The organism is Arthrobacter sp. PvP023, from assembly GCF_017832975.1.
Lineage (GTDB): Bacteria > Actinomycetota > Actinomycetes > Actinomycetales > Micrococcaceae > Arthrobacter.
This window is the reverse complement of the sequence record NZ_JAFIBI010000001.1, coordinates 4,221,924-4,241,000: the sequence shown is the minus strand read 5'-3', so window position 1 is coordinate 4,241,000 and position 19,077 is coordinate 4,221,924. Positions and strand designations below refer to the sequence as shown.

The 19,077-nt window shown below is 64.2% G+C and carries 10 protein-coding genes and 1 rRNA gene; 9 read left to right on the top strand and 2 right to left on the bottom strand.

The annotated features are described in order from the left end of the window. Positions 1 to 42 precede the first annotated feature (42 nt). Positions 43 to 1,512: a cysteine--tRNA ligase gene (gene cysS / locus JOE31_RS19165; RefSeq protein WP_209747294.1), complete on the top strand. Its 1,470-nt coding sequence runs from the start codon at positions 43 to 45 to the stop codon at positions 1,510 to 1,512. Positions 1,513 to 1,613: 101 nt separating this feature from the next. Beyond that, positions 1,614 to 2,600, top strand: a complete 987-nt coding sequence (gene rlmB, locus JOE31_RS19160; RefSeq protein ID WP_209747292.1) for a 23S rRNA (guanosine(2251)-2'-O)-methyltransferase RlmB — start codon at positions 1,614 to 1,616, stop codon at positions 2,598 to 2,600. A gap of 102 nt (positions 2,601 to 2,702) precedes the next feature. Here the strand turns inward: rlmB and JOE31_RS19155 are convergent, their stop codons facing one another. Beyond that, positions 2,703 to 3,506: a carbon-nitrogen hydrolase family protein gene (locus JOE31_RS19155; protein WP_209747291.1), complete on the bottom strand. Its 804-nt coding sequence runs from the start codon at positions 3,504 to 3,506 to the stop codon at positions 2,703 to 2,705. A 117-nt stretch (positions 3,507 to 3,623) separates the two neighbouring features. Here JOE31_RS19155 and glgX point away from each other — a divergent pair, with 117 nt between their 5' ends. Genes glgX through JOE31_RS19140 form a run of 3 tightly spaced genes read left to right on the top strand, consistent with a single transcriptional unit; the run spans position 3,624 to position 6,594 of the window. Further along, positions 3,624 to 5,738, top strand: coding sequence for a glycogen debranching protein GlgX (gene glgX / locus JOE31_RS19150; RefSeq protein WP_209747289.1), 2,115 nt, complete (start codon positions 3,624 to 3,626; stop codon positions 5,736 to 5,738). 20 nt (positions 5,739 to 5,758) lie between these two features. Further along, positions 5,759 to 6,229, top strand: a complete 471-nt coding sequence (locus tag JOE31_RS19145) for a ribonuclease domain-containing protein (protein WP_209747287.1) — start codon at positions 5,759 to 5,761, stop codon at positions 6,227 to 6,229. Positions 6,230 to 6,237: 8 nt separating this feature from the next. Continuing rightward, positions 6,238 to 6,594, top strand: a complete 357-nt coding sequence (locus tag JOE31_RS19140) for a barstar family protein (protein ID WP_209747285.1) — start codon at positions 6,238 to 6,240, stop codon at positions 6,592 to 6,594. A gap of 107 nt (positions 6,595 to 6,701) precedes the next feature. On the opposite strand, the gene glgP is transcribed toward JOE31_RS19140, so the two are convergent. Continuing rightward, entirely contained in the window at positions 6,702 to 9,320 is a 2,619-nt protein-coding gene (gene glgP / locus JOE31_RS19135) for an alpha-glucan family phosphorylase (RefSeq protein WP_209747283.1), read from the bottom strand. 131 nt (positions 9,321 to 9,451) lie between these two features. Between glgP and JOE31_RS19130 the strand changes: the two genes are divergently transcribed. From JOE31_RS19130 to JOE31_RS19115, 4 genes are all read left to right on the top strand, one after another. Continuing rightward, complete coding sequence (locus JOE31_RS19130) at positions 9,452 to 11,524, top strand: alpha-1,4-glucan--maltose-1-phosphate maltosyltransferase (RefSeq protein ID WP_307864452.1); 2,073 nt, start codon at positions 9,452 to 9,454, stop codon at positions 11,522 to 11,524. A 5-nt stretch (positions 11,525 to 11,529) separates the two neighbouring features. Further along, complete coding sequence (gene treS / locus JOE31_RS19125) at positions 11,530 to 13,326, top strand: maltose alpha-D-glucosyltransferase (RefSeq protein WP_209747281.1); 1,797 nt, start codon at positions 11,530 to 11,532, stop codon at positions 13,324 to 13,326. A 1-nt stretch (position 13,327) separates the two neighbouring features. After that, entirely contained in the window at positions 13,328 to 17,002 is a 3,675-nt protein-coding gene (locus JOE31_RS19120) for a 1,4-alpha-glucan branching enzyme (protein ID WP_209747279.1), read from the top strand. A gap of 478 nt (positions 17,003 to 17,480) precedes the next feature. After that, positions 17,481 to 19,004, top strand: a 16S ribosomal RNA gene (locus JOE31_RS19115). Positions 19,005 to 19,077 lie beyond the last annotated feature (73 nt).

The following is a 19,077-nucleotide window of genomic DNA, read 5'->3' as shown; positions in this document are numbered from 1 at the left end:
AGCCGGTGGGCCCGTGGCAAGGCCATCGGCTAATCTGGAGCGGTGACCCTGCGCTTTTACGACACAGCATCCGCCGAAGTCCGCGACTTCGTCCCTCTGATACCGGGCAAGGTGAGCCTGTATTACTGCGGTGCGACGGTGCAGGGCCTGCCGCACGTGGGGCACATCAGGTCGGCCATTGCCTTCGACCAGCTCACCCGCTGGCTGGAATACCGCGGATTTCGCGTCACCGTGGTCCGCAACGTCACCGACATCGACGACAAGATCCTCGCCAAGTCCGCCCTCTCCTTTGAACGGGACTTCGAGGAAGGCCCGGACGAGATCCGCGAAGAGGAGTGGTGGGCGCTGGCCTACCGTTACGAGCAGGCGTTCCTCAAGGCCTACGACACGCTCGGCGTTTCCCGCCCCACCTACGAGCCGCGCGCCACCGGCCACATCCCGGAAATGCACGCGCTGATCCAGCGCCTGATCGACCGCGGCCATGCCTACCCCGCCCTCGACGACTCCGGCGATGTGTACTTCGACGTCCGTTCCTGGGACCGCTACGGCTCGCTCACCCGTCAGAAGATCGACGACATGCAGGGAGCGCCCGACGCCGACCCCCGGGGAAAGAAGGACCCGAGGGATTTTGCGCTATGGAAGGGACACAAGGACGGGGAGCCGACGTCGGCCAGTTGGGTTTCGCCTTGGGGCGCCGGCCGTCCGGGCTGGCACCTGGAGTGCTCGGCCATGGTCACCAAATACCTCGGCACCGAGTTCGACATCCATGGCGGCGGCCTGGACCTCCGGTTCCCGCACCATGAGAACGAAATGGCCCAGTCGCAGGCGGCCGGCCACGCCTTCGCCAACTTCTGGATGCACAACGGCATGGTGACATACCAGGGCGAAAAGATGTCCAAGTCCATCGGCAATACTGTCAGCCCTGCGGAAATGCTGGAGTCCGCTTCACCGCGCGTTGTTCGGTACTACCTCGGCCAGGCGCAGTACCGCTCGGTGCTGGACTACCAGCCCACTTCGCTGCAGGAAGCGGCCGCCGCAGTGGAACGGATTGACGGGTTCATCGCCCGCGCCGTACGGACCCTTGTCGGTGCTGACGGCGGCACCACGGCAAGCTACGGCTTCGCCAGCTACGGCGAGGTTCCGGACGCCTTCGCTGCGGCCATGGATGACGACCTCAATGTTCCGCAGGCGCTGGCTGCCCTGCATGACACCGTGCGGGCCGGGAACACCGCCCTGACTGCCGGCGATGACTCCGCGGCCCGGACAGCGCTGCACTCCGTCACCGACATGCTGCGCGTCCTGGGCCTGAATGACGTCGCGGCGCCCGCCCGGGATGAGCAGGCTGACACAGCCCTGGGGGTCCTTGTCGAAGCCCAGCTGGGTGCGCGGGCACAGGCGCGGGCCACCAAGGACTGGGCCGCTTCGGATGCCATCCGGGATACCCTGGCGGCGGCGGGCGTCGTTGTCGAGGATGGTCCGGATGGTGCCAGCTGGAGCCTCAAGCGCGGCTGAGCTGCTGCAGTCCGAAGGCGGGGCGGGAGCTTGGGCCGGCGATTTACCCTGAGTAAGTAGACTGGAGGTCAGACTTACTCAACAAAGCAAGGGTGAAACTCATGGCCAACAACGGTCGCCGGTCGGTCAAAGCAAAGAAGGGCCCCACCATCGGAACGGGTGGCCACGGCCGCAAGGCCCTCGAAGGCAAGGGCCCCACTCCCAAGGCGGAGGACCGCCCCTACCACAAGGCGCACAAGAACAAGCAGCTCGCCGAGCGGTCGGCCGCCAAGCGTCCGGGCGCAGCCCGCGGTGCCGGCGCCCGCTCCGGCCCGAAGGGCCGTGCCACGGAGGAAGTCGTCACCGGCCGCAACTCCGTCGTCGAAGCGCTCCGCGCCGGAATCCCGGCCAAGGCGCTCCATGTCGCCATCCGCATTGAAATGGATGACCGCGTCAAGGAGTCACTCAAGCTCGCGGCCGAACGCGGCATTCCGCTGATGGAAACCGGCAAGCCGGAACTGGACCGAATGACGGACGACGCCATCCACCAGGGTCTAGTGCTGCAGATTCCGCCCTACGAATACCAGGACGCGTACGAGCTGGCCGAGGAAACCGTGGAGAGCTGGAAGAAGGGCCACGTTGCCAACGCGCCCCTCTTCGTCGCCTTGGACGGCATCACGGACCCGCGCAACCTCGGTGCGATCATCCGCTCCGTCTCGGCCTTCAGCGGCCACGGCGTGATCGTCCCGGAGCGGCGCTCCGTCGGCGTGACTGCCTCGGCCTGGAAGACCAGCGCCGGCGCGGCAGTCCGGGTTCCCGTGGCACGAGCCGCTAACCTGAACAACACGCTCAAGGCCTTCAAGAACATGGGCATCTACGTGCTTGGCCTCGACGGCGACGGCGACGTTTCGCTCCCGGACCTCAGCCTGGCCAAGGAACCCGTGTGCATCGTGGTCGGTTCCGAGGGCAAGGGCCTGAGCCGCCTGGTCCGCGAGAACTGCGACCAGATCGTTTCCATCCCGATCGACTCCGCGATGGAATCGCTCAACGCGTCGATGGCCGTCGGCATCTCCCTGTACGAAATTTCCAGGCAGCGCGCCGCCAAGTAGAGGCGGGGCTCACACGCGACGCTCTCTCACTTTTGGCGGTTTTTTACGAAACGCTCTCCCACCTTGAACCAGTTCATTCGGTGGGGGAGCGTTTCCGTTTTTTCAGAATTTGTGGCGGTTGGCCAGGACCGGGAGTTTCGCCCGGGCCTCCTTGACGACGGCGGCGTCCAGGTCGGCGAACATCAGTCCGGTCCCGGCGTCGAGCTCTTCCAGGACCTCGCCGAGCGGCGAGACGACGGCGGAGTGCCCCACACCGGTGGGCGCGGATCCCTTGGTTTCGATGCCTTCGATGCCTTCGGTGGCTGGGTCGGCCTGTCCGCACGCCAGCACGTAGGTGGTGGTATCCACGGCGCGGGCGCGGGCCAGCAGACGCCACTGATCGACCTTCCCCGGACCGGATCCCCAGGATGCACACACGATGTTGGCGTCGGCGCCCAGATCGGCGTTGGCTGTGAACAGCGCCGGGAACCGGATGTCGTAGCAGGTGGCCAGCCCGAATCTGATGCCGCCGAGCTCGAAGGTGGATGCCCGCGTTCCGGCATCCACTGTGTCCGATTCGGCGAAGCCGAAAGCGTCGAACAGGTGGATCTTGTCGTAGCTGGCCTCCACTCCGGGACCGGTGACCAGGAGGGTGTTGCGTACCTTCCTGCCATCACCGGGGGTGAACATTCCCGCCACGATCACGATGTCCGCTGCCCGGGCTATGCGGCGCACCCGGGTCGCCCACGGACCGTCCAGCGGTTCGGCGATGTCGAGGAGCGAATTCCCGAAGGCGCGCATGGTGGCTTCCGGGAAGACCACCAATTCGGCGCCGCCTTCTTTCGCTTTGCGGGCATACTTTTCCACGATGTCCAGATTCCCGGAAATGTCTCGGCCCGTAACTACCTGAGCAAGTGCAACTCGCACAATTACCTCCAACTTGGCGTGTCCTTTCAGTATGGCAACGCTGAACAAGGCCAGCCCATTTCCCGACACATAGCGCCGAATATCGGACATTTGTGTGGCACAGCTAATATTTAAGCAATGGTCATGCCACTCCTAGACACAGCCTCCACCGTGGACGCCTCCCGGCCGTTTCCACTGGGTATCAGCGTTCCGCGCACGGGGTCACCGGCAACGGACGATCCTCAGAGTGCCTGCGCCAACGTCGCGGTCTACGCCCCCGGCGTGGACACGCTGGAAATCGCCTACTGCGCGCCCGGCGGAACGTGGCAGCTGAAGACCCTGCCGAACATCACCAACGACGTCCACCACGGCATCGTGGACGGCTTCCCCGTGGGATCGCGGTACGGCTTCCGCTCCTCGCCGGAGGATGATGCCCTGCCGGTGTCAGTGCCCACCGTGGCGTTCGACGACGATGGCCAGCAGCCGCTGCTGCTGGACCCTTACGGCCGGGCCGTGGATCAACGCGACGGGTTCCTCACGAATGTCCGTATGTCCGGCGGATTCGACTGGGGCGGCGACCGCAATCCGCACGTCTCGTGGCGCAACACCATCATTTACGAAGCCCACGTCCGCGGCCAGAGCATGCTCCATCCGGACATCCCCGAGGAGCTCCGGGGCACGTACGCCGGCATGGCGCACCCGGCAATGATTGAGCACCTCACCGGCCTGGGCATCACCTCGGTCCAGCTGTTGCCCGTCCATTTCCACCTGGACGAGCCGCATCTCCAGAACCTGGGCATGACCAATTACTGGGGCTACAACACGGCGGCGTTCTTTGCGCCCCATCCGGCCTACGCCACGCAAGCCGCCCAGGCGGCAGGACCGCAGGCGGTGCAGGACGAATTCAAGGGCATGGTCAAGCTCCTGCATGCGGCGGGCCTGGAAGTGATCCTGGACGTTGTGTACAACCACACGGCCGAGGGAGGTCGAGACGGGCAGACGCTCAGCTTCCGCGGTCTGGGGGAGATGCAGTATTACCGCAATGACGGCCACGGCAGGTATGTGGATACTACCGGGTGCGGCAACAGCCTGAACTTCGGCCACCCCCGCGTGGTCCAGCTGGTCCTTGATTCGCTGAGGTACTGGGTGGACGAGTTCCACATCGACGGCTTCCGCTTCGATCTCGCGGTAACACTGTGCCGCAACGCCGCGAATGACTTCGACCCGCACCATCCCTTCCTCGTGGCCGTTGCCGCGGACCCGGTGCTGTCCTCCGTCAAGCTGATCGCCGAGCCGTGGGACGTGGGCTACGGCGGCTGGCAGACCGGACGTTTTCCGCCCGGCTGGGTGGACTGGAACGACCACTACCGTGACGCCCTGCGCTCGTTCTGGCTCAGCGACCGGGCCGCGATCGAGGCTGGCGGCCAGGGTGGTTCCGTTGCCCGTCTGGCCGACTCCATTTCCGGCTCGGCAAGCCTTTTCGCGGAATCCGGACGTTCCCGGATGGCCTCCGTCAACCTCGTCACCGCCCACGACGGCTTCACGCTGGCCGACCTCGTGTCCTACGACCGCAAGCACAATGAGGCCAACGGTGAGCAGAACCGCGACGGCCACGGGGACAACCGCAGCTACAACCACGGTTTCGAGGGACCGACCGAAGACGAGGAGATCCTGGCGCTCCGGGCCCAGACCAGCCGCAACCTGATGGCCACCCTGATGGTGTCCATGGGCATCCCCATGATCACCGCCGGCGACGAAATCGGCCGCACCCAGCAGGGCAACAACAACGCCTACTGCCAGGACAACCACATCACCTGGCTCGACTGGACCAGCACGCCCGAATCCCATGCCATGCTTCGGAGCACCAAGCGCGTCATCCGGCTCCGGAAGGAGTTCCTGGCCGGGCAGCCGCACCACTACCCCACGCGGGACAAACAGGCCTACCTGCACTGGTTCGACGAACACGGCAAGCCCATGTCCATGGACCGCTGGAACGATCCGCAGCACCGGGTGGTCCAGTTGCTGCTGGGCTCGGACGACGGCCAGGTGGACGGACTCGTGGTGGTGAACGGCAGCGCCCACGACATCAAGATCACGCTGCCGGACGTCAGCAATGACGACGGCACGGGCAAGCGGCTCTTCGAACTCCGGTTGACCACGTCGGAACTCCACGACCGCCGCCAAGGTGTCAGGGTTGCCGCCGGCGAACGTGACGTGGTGCAGTCCAACACCATCAGCATCTACCGCACGTAGGCCCGGCACATGGGGAATGCATGAGGGGGATCGCGAGGCTCCTGGTCCTGGCCGGGGTCCTGGTGCTCGTGGCCGCCCTGGGCCTGGTCCTGTCCGATACACCGGGGAGCCCGGTCAGTCCGGATATCACGGCGGGTTCGACGGCGGCGCCCGCCCCGGCCGTCGAGGGTACCGCCCCTGCCGGTCCCGACGTGCAAAACACCTCGGGCCTGGAAGCCGTCGCCGCGTCCGCCCTTCCGCCGGAGGCACGCTCGACCCTGGCCCTGATTGCCCGCGGCGGGCCGTATCCGTATGCGCGTGACGGCGCTGTCTTCAGCAATTTTGAGCGACTGCTGCCCCGGAAGCCGGCCGGCTACTACAAGGAATTCACGGTCAGGACCCCCGGCGAATCGGACCGGGGCGCCCGCCGGATCGTCGTCGGAGGGTCCGCCGAGAAGTATTACACGCCCGATCACTACGAATCGTTTTTGCTTATTCTGGAAGGCAAATAGAGGCACGCATGAAGATTTACTCCGCTGATACCTGGACCGTCGAGGAGCTCCGCGAGCAGGCGTCTGATGCCGGCCGCCGAGTGCTGGTGATTCCCGCTGCCGACACGAAAAGAGCAGTGCTCCAGACGTTCGGGGAAGTGCTGGATTTCCCCGAACACTACGGAGTGAACCTCGACGCGCTCAACGACTCGCTGCACGACTTCGCGGACACCGTCACGGACGACGGCAAGGAACCTCTGACGTTCATCTGGCAGGTCCCGGCCGCCTTCCGTTCGGACCGGTCCTTCGGCATCATCTGCGAGATCCTGCAGGACGCGGAGAGCTATGCGGGCAAGAGCCTGTCGGTGATCACCGTCTGCCTCTAGCCGGACGCTCTCTCACCTCCTGCCGCCTAAACCCAAACGCTCCGTCACTTTTCGCCGTTAAAAACGAAACGCTCCCTCAGCGAGGGAGCGTTTCGTTCGACGGCGGATCAGGCGTTGACGATAAGCCCGAGTTCCGCCCGCGAGGCGAGGGCCGAATGTTTGGGCAGTACACGCACCGTGTAGCCGAAGGACCCGGAACGATCGATCAGCAGCGAGCCGCTGAAGAGGAAGCGTCCCTTGCCGAGGTCCTCCTTTGGCACCAGGTCCGCCACCGTGACGTCGGCCAGTTCGTCGCTTTCCTCGGCCCGGCCATACGCCACTTCCACGGCGACGTCGTCCGGATCGAGGTCGTGCAGCGCGATGTAGGCGTTCACCTGGAGCGTGTCGCCGATCTGCGGGTCCTCGGACACGCCAACCGAATCGACGTGCTCCACCTGGATCTGCGGCCACGCAGCACGGATCTGTGACGTCCAGGCCGCCAGGGACTTCGACTGGGCGAAGTTGTCCGCGACGGCGCTCCGTCCGGCGATCGCAGCGGGGCGGTAGAGGATGTTCACATAGTCCTGCAGCATCCGCTCAGCGGACACGGCCGGACCCAGGTGCGCCATGGTGTGTTTGATCATCGATACCCAGTGGGTGGGCACTTTCTGCGGTCCGGGCTCCGATGGTCCTGCGGCTCCGGCGCCGTCGGACACGGTGAGTCCGTAGAAGCGGGGTGCCACCTGCGTCTCGAGGAGCTCGTACAGCGCCGCTGCTTCAATGTCGTCCCGTTCCTCGGGCGACGCGTTGTTGTTGGCCGTGGGGATGGCCCAGCCGTTTTCGCCGTCGTACATCTCATCCCACCAGCCGTCCAGCACCGAGAGGTTCAGCGAACCGTTGATGGCCGCTTTCATTCCGGACGTACCGCAGGCTTCGAGCGGGCGCAGCGGGTTGTTCAGCCATACATCGCAACCGGGGAAGAGCGTACGCGCCATGGCGATGTCGTAGTTGGGCAGGAACGCGATCCGGTGGCGCACTTCAGGATCGTCGGTGAACCGGACGAGGTCCTGGATCATCTTCTTACCGGCATCATCCGCCGGGTGGGACTTACCCGCGATCACCAGCTGGATGGGGTGTGTCTCGTGCAGCAGCAGGGCCTTGAGCCGGGCGGGTTCCCGGAGCATCAGGGTAAGCCGCTTATACGTGGGCACGCGGCGGGCAAAACCGATGGTGAGCACGTCCGGGTCCAGCACGGAATCGGTCCAGCCGAGCTCCGCGTCTGCCGCCCCGCGCTTCTTCCAGGCCGCGCGCAGCCGCTTGCGGACGTCCTCCACGAGCGAGACACGCATCTCGCGCCGGAGAGCCCAGACGTCCTCGTCGCTGACGTTGTAAGCAAGGTCCCAGCGGCCCATGGCTTCCGCCTCGGCACCGAACTGCTCGCGGGCCAGCTTGGACACGCGGCTGTCCACCCACGTGGGGACGTGGACTCCGTTGGTCACGGAGGTGATGGGAACTTCCGAGTGGTCGAATCCCGGCCAAAGGGCCGAGAACATCCCGCGGGACACCACCCCGTGGAGCTTGGCCACGCCGTTGGCGCGCTGTGCCAGGCGCAACCCCATCACGGCCATGTTGAACACCGAGGGGTTGCCGTCCGCAAAGTTTTCGCGGCCCAGGTCCAGGATCCGGGACACCGGAACGTCGGGAGCCAGTCCGCCCTCGAAGAAGTGCTGGATCTGGGAAACTTCGAAACGGTCGATGCCCGCTGGTACCGGGGTGTGCGTGGTGAAGACGGTGGAGGCACGCCCCGCCGCGAGGGCTTCCTCCCAGCTCAGCGGACTGTCCGACGACATCAGCTCCTGGATGCGCTCAACACCCAGGAAACCGGCGTGGCCCTCGTTGGTGTGGAACACCTCCGGCGCTGCGCAACCCGTGAGGCGCTGGTAGACGCGCAGCGCCTTCACGCCGCCCATTCCCAGCAGCAGCTCCTGCTGGAGGCGGTGGTCGCCGCCGCCGCCGTACAAACGGTCCGTAATGCCGCGGGCGGCGTCGTCGTTGCCCGGCACATTCGAATCGAGCAGCAGCAAGGGAACACGCCCGACGTCGGCACGCCAGATGTGTGCCAGCAGCCGGCGCCCGTGGGGGAGCGGCAGCGAGATCTGGATGGGCTTGCCATTGCCGTCGGGGGTCTCCTCGCGCAGGAGGGTCAACGGGAGCCCGTCCGGGTCTAGGACAGGGTACGTTTCCTGCTGCCAGGCGTCCCTGGACAGGGACTGCTTGAAATAGCCGGCCTGGTAGAGCAGGCCGACGCCGATGAGCGGCACACCGAGGTCCGATGCCGCCTTAAGGTGGTCGCCGGCCAGAATTCCCAGGCCGCCGGAATACTGCGGCAAGACTTCGGTGATTCCGAATTCCGGTGAGAAATACGCGATGCAGGACGGAGCGTCGTCGCCCAGGCTCTGGTACCAGCGGGGCTGGTCCAGGTAGCGGTCCAGGTCTTCGGCGGCGGCGTGCACGCGGCGGACAACGTCCTGGTCCGCGGCCAGCCGCTGCAGTTCCTCGCGGCTCACGAGGCCCAGGAAAGTGACGGGGTCGTGTGCGCTCTCATCCCAAATAGCGGGGTTCAGTCCTTCAAAAAGTTCCCGGGTGGGCCGGTGCCATGACCACCGCAGGTTGGTGGCCAACCGGGCCAGCGGCCGGATAGATTCCGGAAGAACGGTTCGGACGGTAAATCTGCGGATAGCCTTCACCTGCGTCACACTAACGGACAAGATGGGCCGCCGGAACAGGTTTAGGTTTCTTTTAGGTAAATGACGGATTGCTTGGGGAAAAACGAAAGTTCCCTTAGCAAAATGGGGGATTTCTCGATAACGTCGAGTTTGTGACGACTAATACGCGAACCAGTGCCGGATCCAGCAAAAAGCCTAAGGCCCTGATCACGGAAGGCCTGCAGTTTGGCAGGTTCCCGATCACCGCCGTACAGCCAGTAGTGGACGGAGGTAGGTTTCCGGCGAAGGCGCTGCCCGGTGAAGGGCTCGTAGTCGGCGCGACGGCATTCCGCGAAGGGCACGATCAGCTCGGAGTCAGCGCGGTGCTGTTTGATCCCAAAGGCAAGGAGCGTCAGCGCGTTCGGCTGGCGCCGCCCCGCGGCGACCGCGGCAAGGGGACCGACAGGTGGGAAGGCATCATCACGCCGACCGGTACCGGCAACTGGTCGTTCGCCATCGAGGCATGGCATGACCGGTACGGGACCTGGCACCACAACGCCGAGGTCAAGGTCGAGGCGGGCATCGACGTCGAACTGATGCTGGCCGAAGGTGCCGCACTGCTGTCCCAGGCGGCCGAAGACCCTGCCCGTCCGTCCGCCGACAGGCGGACCCTGCGAACCGCCGTCGTGGTCCTGTCGAACACGTCGCTGTCCCCGGAGGAGCGGCTCGCTGCCGGATTCGGATCCGAGGTGACTGACGTCGTCGAACGCCAGCCCATCCGCGAACTGGTCACAGTCTCGGAACGCTTCCCCCTTCTCGTGGAACGCGATCTGGCCGGCCGCGGCGCCTGGTACGAGTTCTTCCCCCGGTCCGAGGGTGCCGTCCGCAACCACACCACCGGGGAGTGGCAGTCAGGCACGTTCCAGACTGCTGCGAAACGGCTCGACGCAGTCGCGGAAATGGGTTTCGACGTCATCTACATGCCGCCCATCCACCCGATCGGCATCCAGCACCGCAAGGGACCCAACAACACACTGATTGCCGGACCGCACGATCCCGGTTCGCCCTGGGCCATCGGTGCCAAGGAAGGCGGCCACGACGCCATCCACCCGGACCTCGGCACTTTCGAGGACTTTGACGCCTTCGTGGCCCGCGCCCGGGAACTCGGCCTCGAGGTTGCCCTGGACCTTGCCTTGCAGGCGGCCCCGGACCACCCGTGGGTGGAGTCGCACCCGGAATGGTTCACCACCCGCGTTGACGGCAGCATCGCCTACGCCGAGAACCCGCCGAAGAAGTACCAGGACATTTTCCCGTTGAACTTCGACAACGATCCCGAGGGCCTGTCCAAGGAGATTCTTCGGATCGTGCTGCTCTGGGTGAGCCACGGCGTCAAGATCTTCCGGGTGGACAACCCGCACACCAAGCCGGTGTGGTTCTGGGAATGGCTGATTGCCAAGGTCAACAAGAAGCACCCCGAGGTTGTCTTCCTCGCGGAGGCCTTCACCCGGCCGGCCATGATGCACGCGCTGGGACGTGCCGGTTTCCAGCAGTCGTACACGTACTTCACCTGGCGGAACACCAAGACGGAGCTTGAGGAGTACTTCACCGAAGTCAGCCAGAAGTCCCCGGCATATTTCCGGCCGAACTTCTTCGTGAACACACCGGACATCCTGACCGAGTACCTGCAGTACGGCGGTCCGGCCGCGTTCAAGATCCGTGCCGCCTTGGCAGCAACGGCCAGCCCGCTCTGGGGCGTCTACGCCGGCTACGAACTCTACGAGCATGTGGCCCGGCCCGGCGCCGAGGAATACATCGACAACGAGAAGTTCGAATACAAGGCCCGCGACTGGGACGCTGCGGCGGAATCCGGCCGGACGTTGGCTCCGTACCTCACCCGGCTCAACGAAATCCGCCACACCCACCCGGCGCTGGGGGACCTGCAGAACCTGACGCTGCACCACAGCACCGATGACGCCACGATCGTCTACTCGAAGCACAAGACGCTTCCGGATGGCACCAAGGACACCCTGATCATCGTGGTGAACGTCGACCCGCACAGCACCCGGGAGAGCACCGTTTCCCTGGATCTGGCCGCACTTGACCTCGACCCGGCCGACCTCACGCATAACGGCGGCTTCAGGGTGGATGATTTGCTGACCGGCGAGAGCTGGGAATGGGGCGAATACAACTACGTGCGGCTTGACGCCCACGTGGAGCCGGCACACATCCTGAACATCCGGAGGTAGCATACGTGAGTTTTAGTCCGCAGAACCCGAGCCAGCATTTCACCCCCAAGGGCACGTTCGAACTCAACGCCCCCGGCCTGCAACACGATCCCCTGTGGTACCGCAAAGCAGTGTTTTACGAAGTCCTGGTCCGCGGCTTTGCAGACGGAAACGGCGACGGGTCGGGCGATTTCCACGGGCTCATCGAAAAACTGGACTACCTGCAGTGGCTGGGCGTCGACTGCCTCTGGCTGCCGCCGTTCTTCCAGTCGCCGCTCCGTGACGGTGGCTACGACATCTCGGACTACAACTCTGTCCTGGACGAGTTCGGCACCATCAGCGACTTCAAGCGGCTCGTGGCCGAAGCCCACGCCCGCGGCGTGCGCGTGATCATCGACCTGCCGCTGAACCACACCTCGGACCAGCACCCGTGGTTCCAGGAGTCCCGCAAGGACCCTGACGGACCGTTCGGCGACTTCTACGTCTGGAGCGATACCGACGAGAAGTACCAGGATGCCCGCATCATCTTCGTGGACACCGAAGAATCCAACTGGACCTTCGACCCCATCCGGCGGCAGTTCTTCTGGCACCGGTTCTTCAGCCACCAGCCCGACCTGAACTTTGAGAACCCGAAGGTCATCGACGCTCTTTTCGACGTCGTCCGGTTCTGGCTGGATCAGGGGATCGACGGTTTCCGCGCAGACGCCATCCCGTACCTGTTCGAGGAAGAGGGCACCAACTGCGAGAACCTGCCCGCCACTCACGATTTCCTGCGCAAGCTGCGGAAGATGGTGGACGAGAACTACCCGGGCAGGGTCATCATTGCCGAGGCCAACCAGCCGCCGGTCGAGGTAGTGGAGTACTTCGGCACCGAGGAAGAACCCGAGTGCCACATGGCCTTCCACTTCCCGATCATGCCGCGCCTCTACTACGCGCTGCGGGACCAGAAAGCGGCGCCCATCATCGAGACGATGAAGGACACCCCTGACATTCCCGAAGGCGCCCAGTGGGGAACCTTCCTGCGCAACCACGACGAACTCACTCTGGAAATGGTCACTGCCGACGAACGCGCGGCCATGCTCGGCTGGTACGCACCGGACCCCCGCATGCGAGCCAACATTGGCATCCGCCGCAGGCTGGCACCACTGCTGGATAATTCCCGGTCCGAGATTGAGCTCATCAATGCCCTGCTGCTTTCGCTGCCAGGGAGCCCGTTCCTGTATTACGGCGATGAAATCGGCATGGGCGACAACATCTGGCTTGAGGACCGCGACGCCGTCCGCACCCCCATGCAGTGGAACCCGGACCGCAATGCGGGCTTCTCGCACGCGGATCCGGGCAAGCTCTACCTGCCGGTCATCCAGTCGCTGGTGTACAACTACGGCATGGCCAATGTGGAGGCCGAGGCCGCGCACTCCGGCTCGCTGCTCCGGTGGACCCGGCAGATCCTCAGCGTCCGGAAGAACCACCCCGCTTTCGGGCTTGGCACGTTCAAGCACGTCGAGGCGGATCACGACGTCGTGCTTGCCTACCTGCGGGAGCTGGGCCCGGACAACGCGGCGGGTGAAGACGCCGAATCGATCCTGTGCGCCTTCAACCTCTCGCAGCATCCCGTGGCCACCACGCTGCGGATTCCGCAGTATGCCGGCCGCGGCCTCCGGGACGTTTTCGGCGGCCAGCCGTTCCCGGCCATCGGCGACGACGGACGTCTTACGCTGACGCTCGGCAGCCACGATTTCTTCTGGCTGCGGATCCGATCCGCTGCTTCCAACCCGGCCTCGCCGTTTACCCAGGCCATGCCGGTCCTGTCCATCGAAGGCTGAAATGACCCAATCCACACTCCACCCCTCTCTCGCCGAACTGCTCCGCGGCTGGCTGCCGCGCCAGCGCTGGTTCCCCGTCAAGACGGGTGACTTCACGCTGTCACCCGTCGGCGGGGTGCGCCTGGACGACGGCAGCGGCGAGGTGGGCCTTGAGGTGTTCCTCGCGGCTGTCACCTATTCCACGGCCGACGGCGGCAGCCGCACCGATGTTGTACAGGTCCCGCTCAGCTATCGCGTTGAACCCCTGACCGGCAAGGAGGCGGCGCTGGTCGGCGAGGGCGGCGACGCCGCCCATGAACGGCGCTGGATCTACGACGCCGTCCATGACCCCGTGTTTGTCTCGGCGTGGCTGGAACTGATGCGAAGCGGCGGGACCTCGCCGGAAGGAAAGGCCGTTGGCCACCTCGTGCCCTCCGACTACCGGCTGCCCACCGCCACCGGGACCGTGAAGGTCCTCTCCGGTGAGCAGTCAAACAGTTCGGTGATAGTGGACGACGGCGGCTCCGCGGCGATCGTCAAATTCTTCCGTGTGCTGTCCGAAGGACGGAATCCGGAAGTGGAAATCGGTGCTGCCCTCACCCAGGCCGGGACCTCCGAAGTGCCCGCCACTCTCGGCTGGGTCACGGGCGAGTGGCAAGATCCGCTGGACGCCGCCGCGGACAATCCGCGGACCGTTGAAGGCGAACTGGCTGTCGCCCATGAGTTTCTGGCCGGCGGCCGGGACGCCTGGCGGCTGGCCGTCGATGCCGCAAGTTCCGGCACTGACTTCACTTCCGAAGCCCATTCCCTGGGCGTAGCAACCGCGACAGTGCACCGCCGCCTGGCAGAGGCGCTGGGCCTGGCTGCGGAATCCGCGCCGGGAAAGGACATAGCTCCCGGAGTAGCCCAGCGCGTACGTCAGTCGTGGGCGGAAGCCGGTCGCGCCGTCGGGCAGTACGACGACGCGCTTGCCGGCCTGCTCACGCAGCTGGAAGGGAGCAACGCCGGGGCGCTGCAGCGGATCCACGGTGACCTCCACCTGGGGCAGATCCTGCAGGTGCCGGGGCACCCGGGGGAGCCGGAACGCTGGGCCATCCTGGACTTCGAAGGTGAGCCGCTGAGGCCCATCGCGGAACGCAACTTCCCTGACGTGCCGCTGCGCGACGTCGTCGGCATGCTGCGGTCCTTCGACTATGCCGCCGGTGCCGCCGAACGCGAGCGGGAAGGCGTGCATGTACCCGGTTCGTGGGTGGACGACTGCGCCGAAGCGTTCCTTGCGGGGTATGGCGAAATTACGCCCGGGACCATTGACCGCGGCTCGCCCCTGTTTGTGGCATTGTGGCTGGACAAGGCGTTGTATGAAGTTGTTTATGAGTTGCGGAACAGGCCCGGATGGCTGGACATTCCGGTGAATGCCTCACGACGTCTCCTCAGCAGTACAGGTTCCGGCGCTTCAGCCGGAGCCGCAGCGGAAGGTAACAAAATGACAGGCTCAGCACGTACAGACCGGCCCGGTTCGCCCCTCCAGGTGGACGCGGAGACGCTTGCAAAGGTGGCGTCAGGCGAATACCACGCCCCGCACTCCGTGCTGGGCGCGCACCTTGACGACCACGGTCATGTCACCGTCCGCACCGTGAAGCACCTTGCCTCCGCCGTGTCCGTGGTGACCGCCGCCGGGTCGGTACCCATGACGCACGAGGCCGACGGCGTCTGGGCTGCCGTGCTCGAACCCCTCCAGCCGGGCCACGTTCCCGACTACCGGCTGGAAGTAACCTACGAGGGTGTGCCTCCGCAGGCTACGGACGATCCGTACCACTACCTGCCCACGGTCGGTGAAGTGGACCTGCACCTGATCGGTGAAGGCCGCCACGAGAAGCTGTGGGAAGTCCTGGGCGCGCACGTCCAGCACTACAAGTCTTCGCTCGGCGACGTGGACGGCGTTTCGTTCGCCGTGTGGGCGCCGAATGCACAGGCTGTCAGGGTCAAGGGTGACTTCAACGCCTGGGACGGCCGGGAAAACTCGATGCGCTCCCTAGGCTCATCCGGCGTCTGGGAACTCTTCATCCCGGGCGTTTTAGCAGGGGCGTGCTACAAGTTTGAAATCAAGACCAAAGCCGGCCACTGGGTGGAAAAAGCCGACCCCCTGGCATTCGGAACCGAGGTCCCGCCGCTCACGGCGTCGCGTGTCGTTGAGTCCGCATACGCCTTCAAAGACGAGGACTGGATGGCGGCCCGCGCCGAGCGGGACCCGCACAATTCGCCGATGAGCGTGTACGAGGTCCACCTTGGATCCTGGCGGCTCGGGCTGGGGTACCGGGAGCTGGCCAAGGAACTCGTGGAGTACGTCAAGTGGCTCGGCTTCACCCACGTGGAGTTCATGCCGGTGGCGGAGCACCCCTTCGGCGGCTCGTGGGGCTATCAGGTGACGTCCTACTTCGCTCCCACGTCCAGGTTCGGCCACCCCGACGAATTCAGGTTCCTCGTGGATGCCCTGCACCAGGAAGGAATCGGCGTCCTTCTTGACTGGGTGCCGGCCCACTTCCCCAAGGACGCATGGGCCCTGGCCCAGTTCGACGGCGAGCCATTGTACGAGCACGCCGACCCTAACCTTGGCGAGCACCCCGACTGGGGCACGCTGATCTTCGACTTCGGCCGGACGGAAGTCCGCAACTTCCTGGTATCCAATGCGCTCTACTGGCTGGACGAGTTCCACATCGACGGCCTCCGGGTGGATGCCGTGGCATCGATGCTGTACCTCGACTACTCACGCGAGGAAGGCCAGTGGCAGCCCAACAGGTACGGCGGCCGCGAGAACCTTGAGGCCATCTCCTTCCTGCAGGAAGCGAACGCTACGGTCTACAAGACCCACCCGGGCGCTGTGATGATCGCGGAGGAGTCCACCGCATTCCCCGGCGTGACCGCCCCGACCAGCGTCGGCGGCCTGGGCTTCGGCCTCAAATGGAACATGGGCTGGATGCACGACTCGCTCAAGTACACATCCGAAGATCCGATCAACCGCAAGTGGCACCACGGAACGGTGACCTTCTCGCTGGTATACGCATTCACGGAAAACTTCCTGCTGCCCATCAGTCACGACGAAGTTGTGCACGGCAAAGGCTCCATGCTCCGGAAAATGCCCGGTGACCGCTGGCAGCAGCTGGCCAACCTCCGTGCGTTCCTGGCGTACCAGTGGGCTCATCCCGGCAAGCAGCTGATCTTCATGGGCACTGAATTCGGCCAGGAAGCGGAATGGTCCGAACAGCACGGCCTGGACTGGTACTTGGCGGACATCCCCGCGCACCGCGGCGTCCAGCTGCTCACCAAGGACCTGAACGAGCTCTACTCATCGACTCCGGCACTTTACGAACGGGACAACGAACCGGGCGGATTCCAGTGGATCAACGGTGGGGACGCCGACCGCAACGTCCTGTCGTTTATCCGGTGGGATACCGATGGCAATCCGCTGGTGTGCGCGATCAACTTCTCCGGCGGCCCGCACCAGGGCTACACCCTGGGCGTACCTGCGGCGGGGGCCTGGCAGGAAGTCCTCAACACGGACCACTCCAGCTACGGCGGTTCGGGAGTGCTGAACCAAGGCGCACTCACGGCTAGCACCGAGGGGCAGGACGGCCAGCCGGCGACGCTGACCGTTACGCTGCCTCCGCTCGGCGCCGCGTTCTTCAAGCTGGCCAGCTGACCTGACGGCAGTCTGTCAGCTGATCCGGCGGCGTTGAGTCGCTGGGAAAGCCCGGAATCCTTGTGATTCCGGGCTTTTCCCATGCTTGTGGGATACGGCTTTGTATCCTCGCCGAACTGGTGGTAGAGTTTATTTCCGCGCTGCTCCCCGGAGTTGGCCAGCCCAGACAACACGGAATGCCACAAGCACTGTGAGTCGGGATGGCCGAATTGACTCGGGTGAAGCGAGCGGGTAAGTTAGACAAGTTGCTCCGGAGCGATCCACGGCTGGGATGTTGTGGTGGTGCCGGGTGTGTCTGTTGTTTGAGAACTCAATAGTGTGCCAAGTTTGTTGATACCAATTTATTTTATGGATTGGTTGAATTGACTGGATCCGCCACCCCGTGGTGTGGTCTGGTTTTTACAGCTGGTTTCAAATTTTGTGCAGTCTGGTTCCGCGTTTTCCCGTGGTGCCTGGTTGTGTCTGTTTTTGTTTTACTTCAACGGAGAGTTTGATCCTGGCTCAGGATGAACGCTGGCGGCGTGCTTAACACATGCAAGTCGAACGATGAACCTCACTTGTGGGGGGATTAGTGGCGAACGGGTGAGTAACACGTGAGTAACCTGCCCTTAACTCTGGGATAAGCCTGGGAAACTGGGTCTAATACCGGATATGACTCCTCATCGCATGGTGGGGGGTGGAAAGCTTTTTGTGGTTTTGGATGGACTCGCGGCCTATCAGCTTGTTGGTGAGGTAATGGCTCACCAAGGCGACGACGGGTAGCCGGCCTGAGAGGGTGACCGGCCACACTGGGACTGAGACACGGCCCAGACTCCTACGGGAGGCAGCAGTGGGGAATATTGCACAATGGGCGAAAGCCTGATGCAGCGACGCCGCGTGAGGGATGACGGCCTTCGGGTTGTAAACCTCTTTCAGTAGGGAAGAAGCGAAAGTGACGGTACCTGCAGAAGAAGCGCCGGCTAACTACGTGCCAGCAGCCGCGGTAATACGTAGGGCGCAAGCGTTATCCGGAATTATTGGGCGTAAAGAGCTCGTAGGCGGTTTGTCGCGTCTGCCGTGAAAGTCCGGGGCTCAACTCCGGATCTGCGGTGGGTACGGGCAGACTAGAGTGATGTAGGGGAGACTGGAATTCCTGGTGTAGCGGTGAAATGCGCAGATATCAGGAGGAACACCGATGGCGAAGGCAGGTCTCTGGGCATTAACTGACGCTGAGGAGCGAAAGCATGGGGAGCGAACAGGATTAGATACCCTGGTAGTCCATGCCGTAAACGTTGGGCACTAGGTGTGGGGGACATTCCACGTTTTCCGCGCCGTAGCTAACGCATTAAGTGCCCCGCCTGGGGAGTACGGCCGCAAGGCTAAAACTCAAAGGAATTGACGGGGGCCCGCACAAGCGGCGGAGCATGCGGATTAATTCGATGCAACGCGAAGAACCTTACCAAGGCTTGACATGGGCCGGACCGGGCTGGAAACAGTCCTTCCCCTTTGGGGCCGGTTCACAGGTGGTGCATGGTTGTCGTCAGCTCGTGTCGTGAGATGTTGGGTTAAGTCCCGCAACGAGCGCAACCCTCGTTCCATGTTGCCAGCGCGTAATGGCGGGGACTCATGGGAGACTGCCGGGGTCAACTCGGAGGAAGGTGGGGACGACGTCAAATCATCATGCCCCTTATGTCTTGGGCTTCACGCATGCTACAATGGCCGGTACAAAGGGTTGCGATACTGTGAGGTGGAGCTAATCCCAAAAAGCCGGTCTCAGTTCGGATTGGGGTCTGCAACTCGACCCCATGAAGTCGGAGTCGCTAGTAATCGCAGATCAGCAACGCTGCGGTGAATACGTTCCCGGGCCTTGTACACACCGCCCGTCAAGTCACGAAAGTTGGTAACACCCGAAGCCGGTGGCCTAACCCCTTGTGGGAGGGAGCTGTCGAAGGTGGGACTGGCGATTGGGACTAAGTCGTAACAAGGTAGCCGTACCGGAAGGTGCGGCTGGATCACCTCCTTTCTAAGGAGCACCTACAGCAACCCTGCCCCGTGTATGCGGGTGTGGTGGTGTTGTCAGGAGTACGCCCGTTGCG

Coding starts and splice junctions, on each gene's coding strand:
- JOE31_RS19120 (WP_209747279.1), top strand. CDS start 13,328: ATGACCCAATCCACACTCCACCCCTCTCTCGCCGAACTGCTCCGCGGC.
- glgX (WP_209747289.1), top strand. CDS start 3,624: ATGGTCATGCCACTCCTAGACACAGCCTCCACCGTGGACGCCTCCCGG.
- JOE31_RS19145 (WP_209747287.1), top strand. CDS start 5,759: ATGAGGGGGATCGCGAGGCTCCTGGTCCTGGCCGGGGTCCTGGTGCTC.
- JOE31_RS19140 (WP_209747285.1), top strand. CDS start 6,238: ATGAAGATTTACTCCGCTGATACCTGGACCGTCGAGGAGCTCCGCGAG.
- rlmB (WP_209747292.1), top strand. CDS start 1,614: ATGGCCAACAACGGTCGCCGGTCGGTCAAAGCAAAGAAGGGCCCCACC.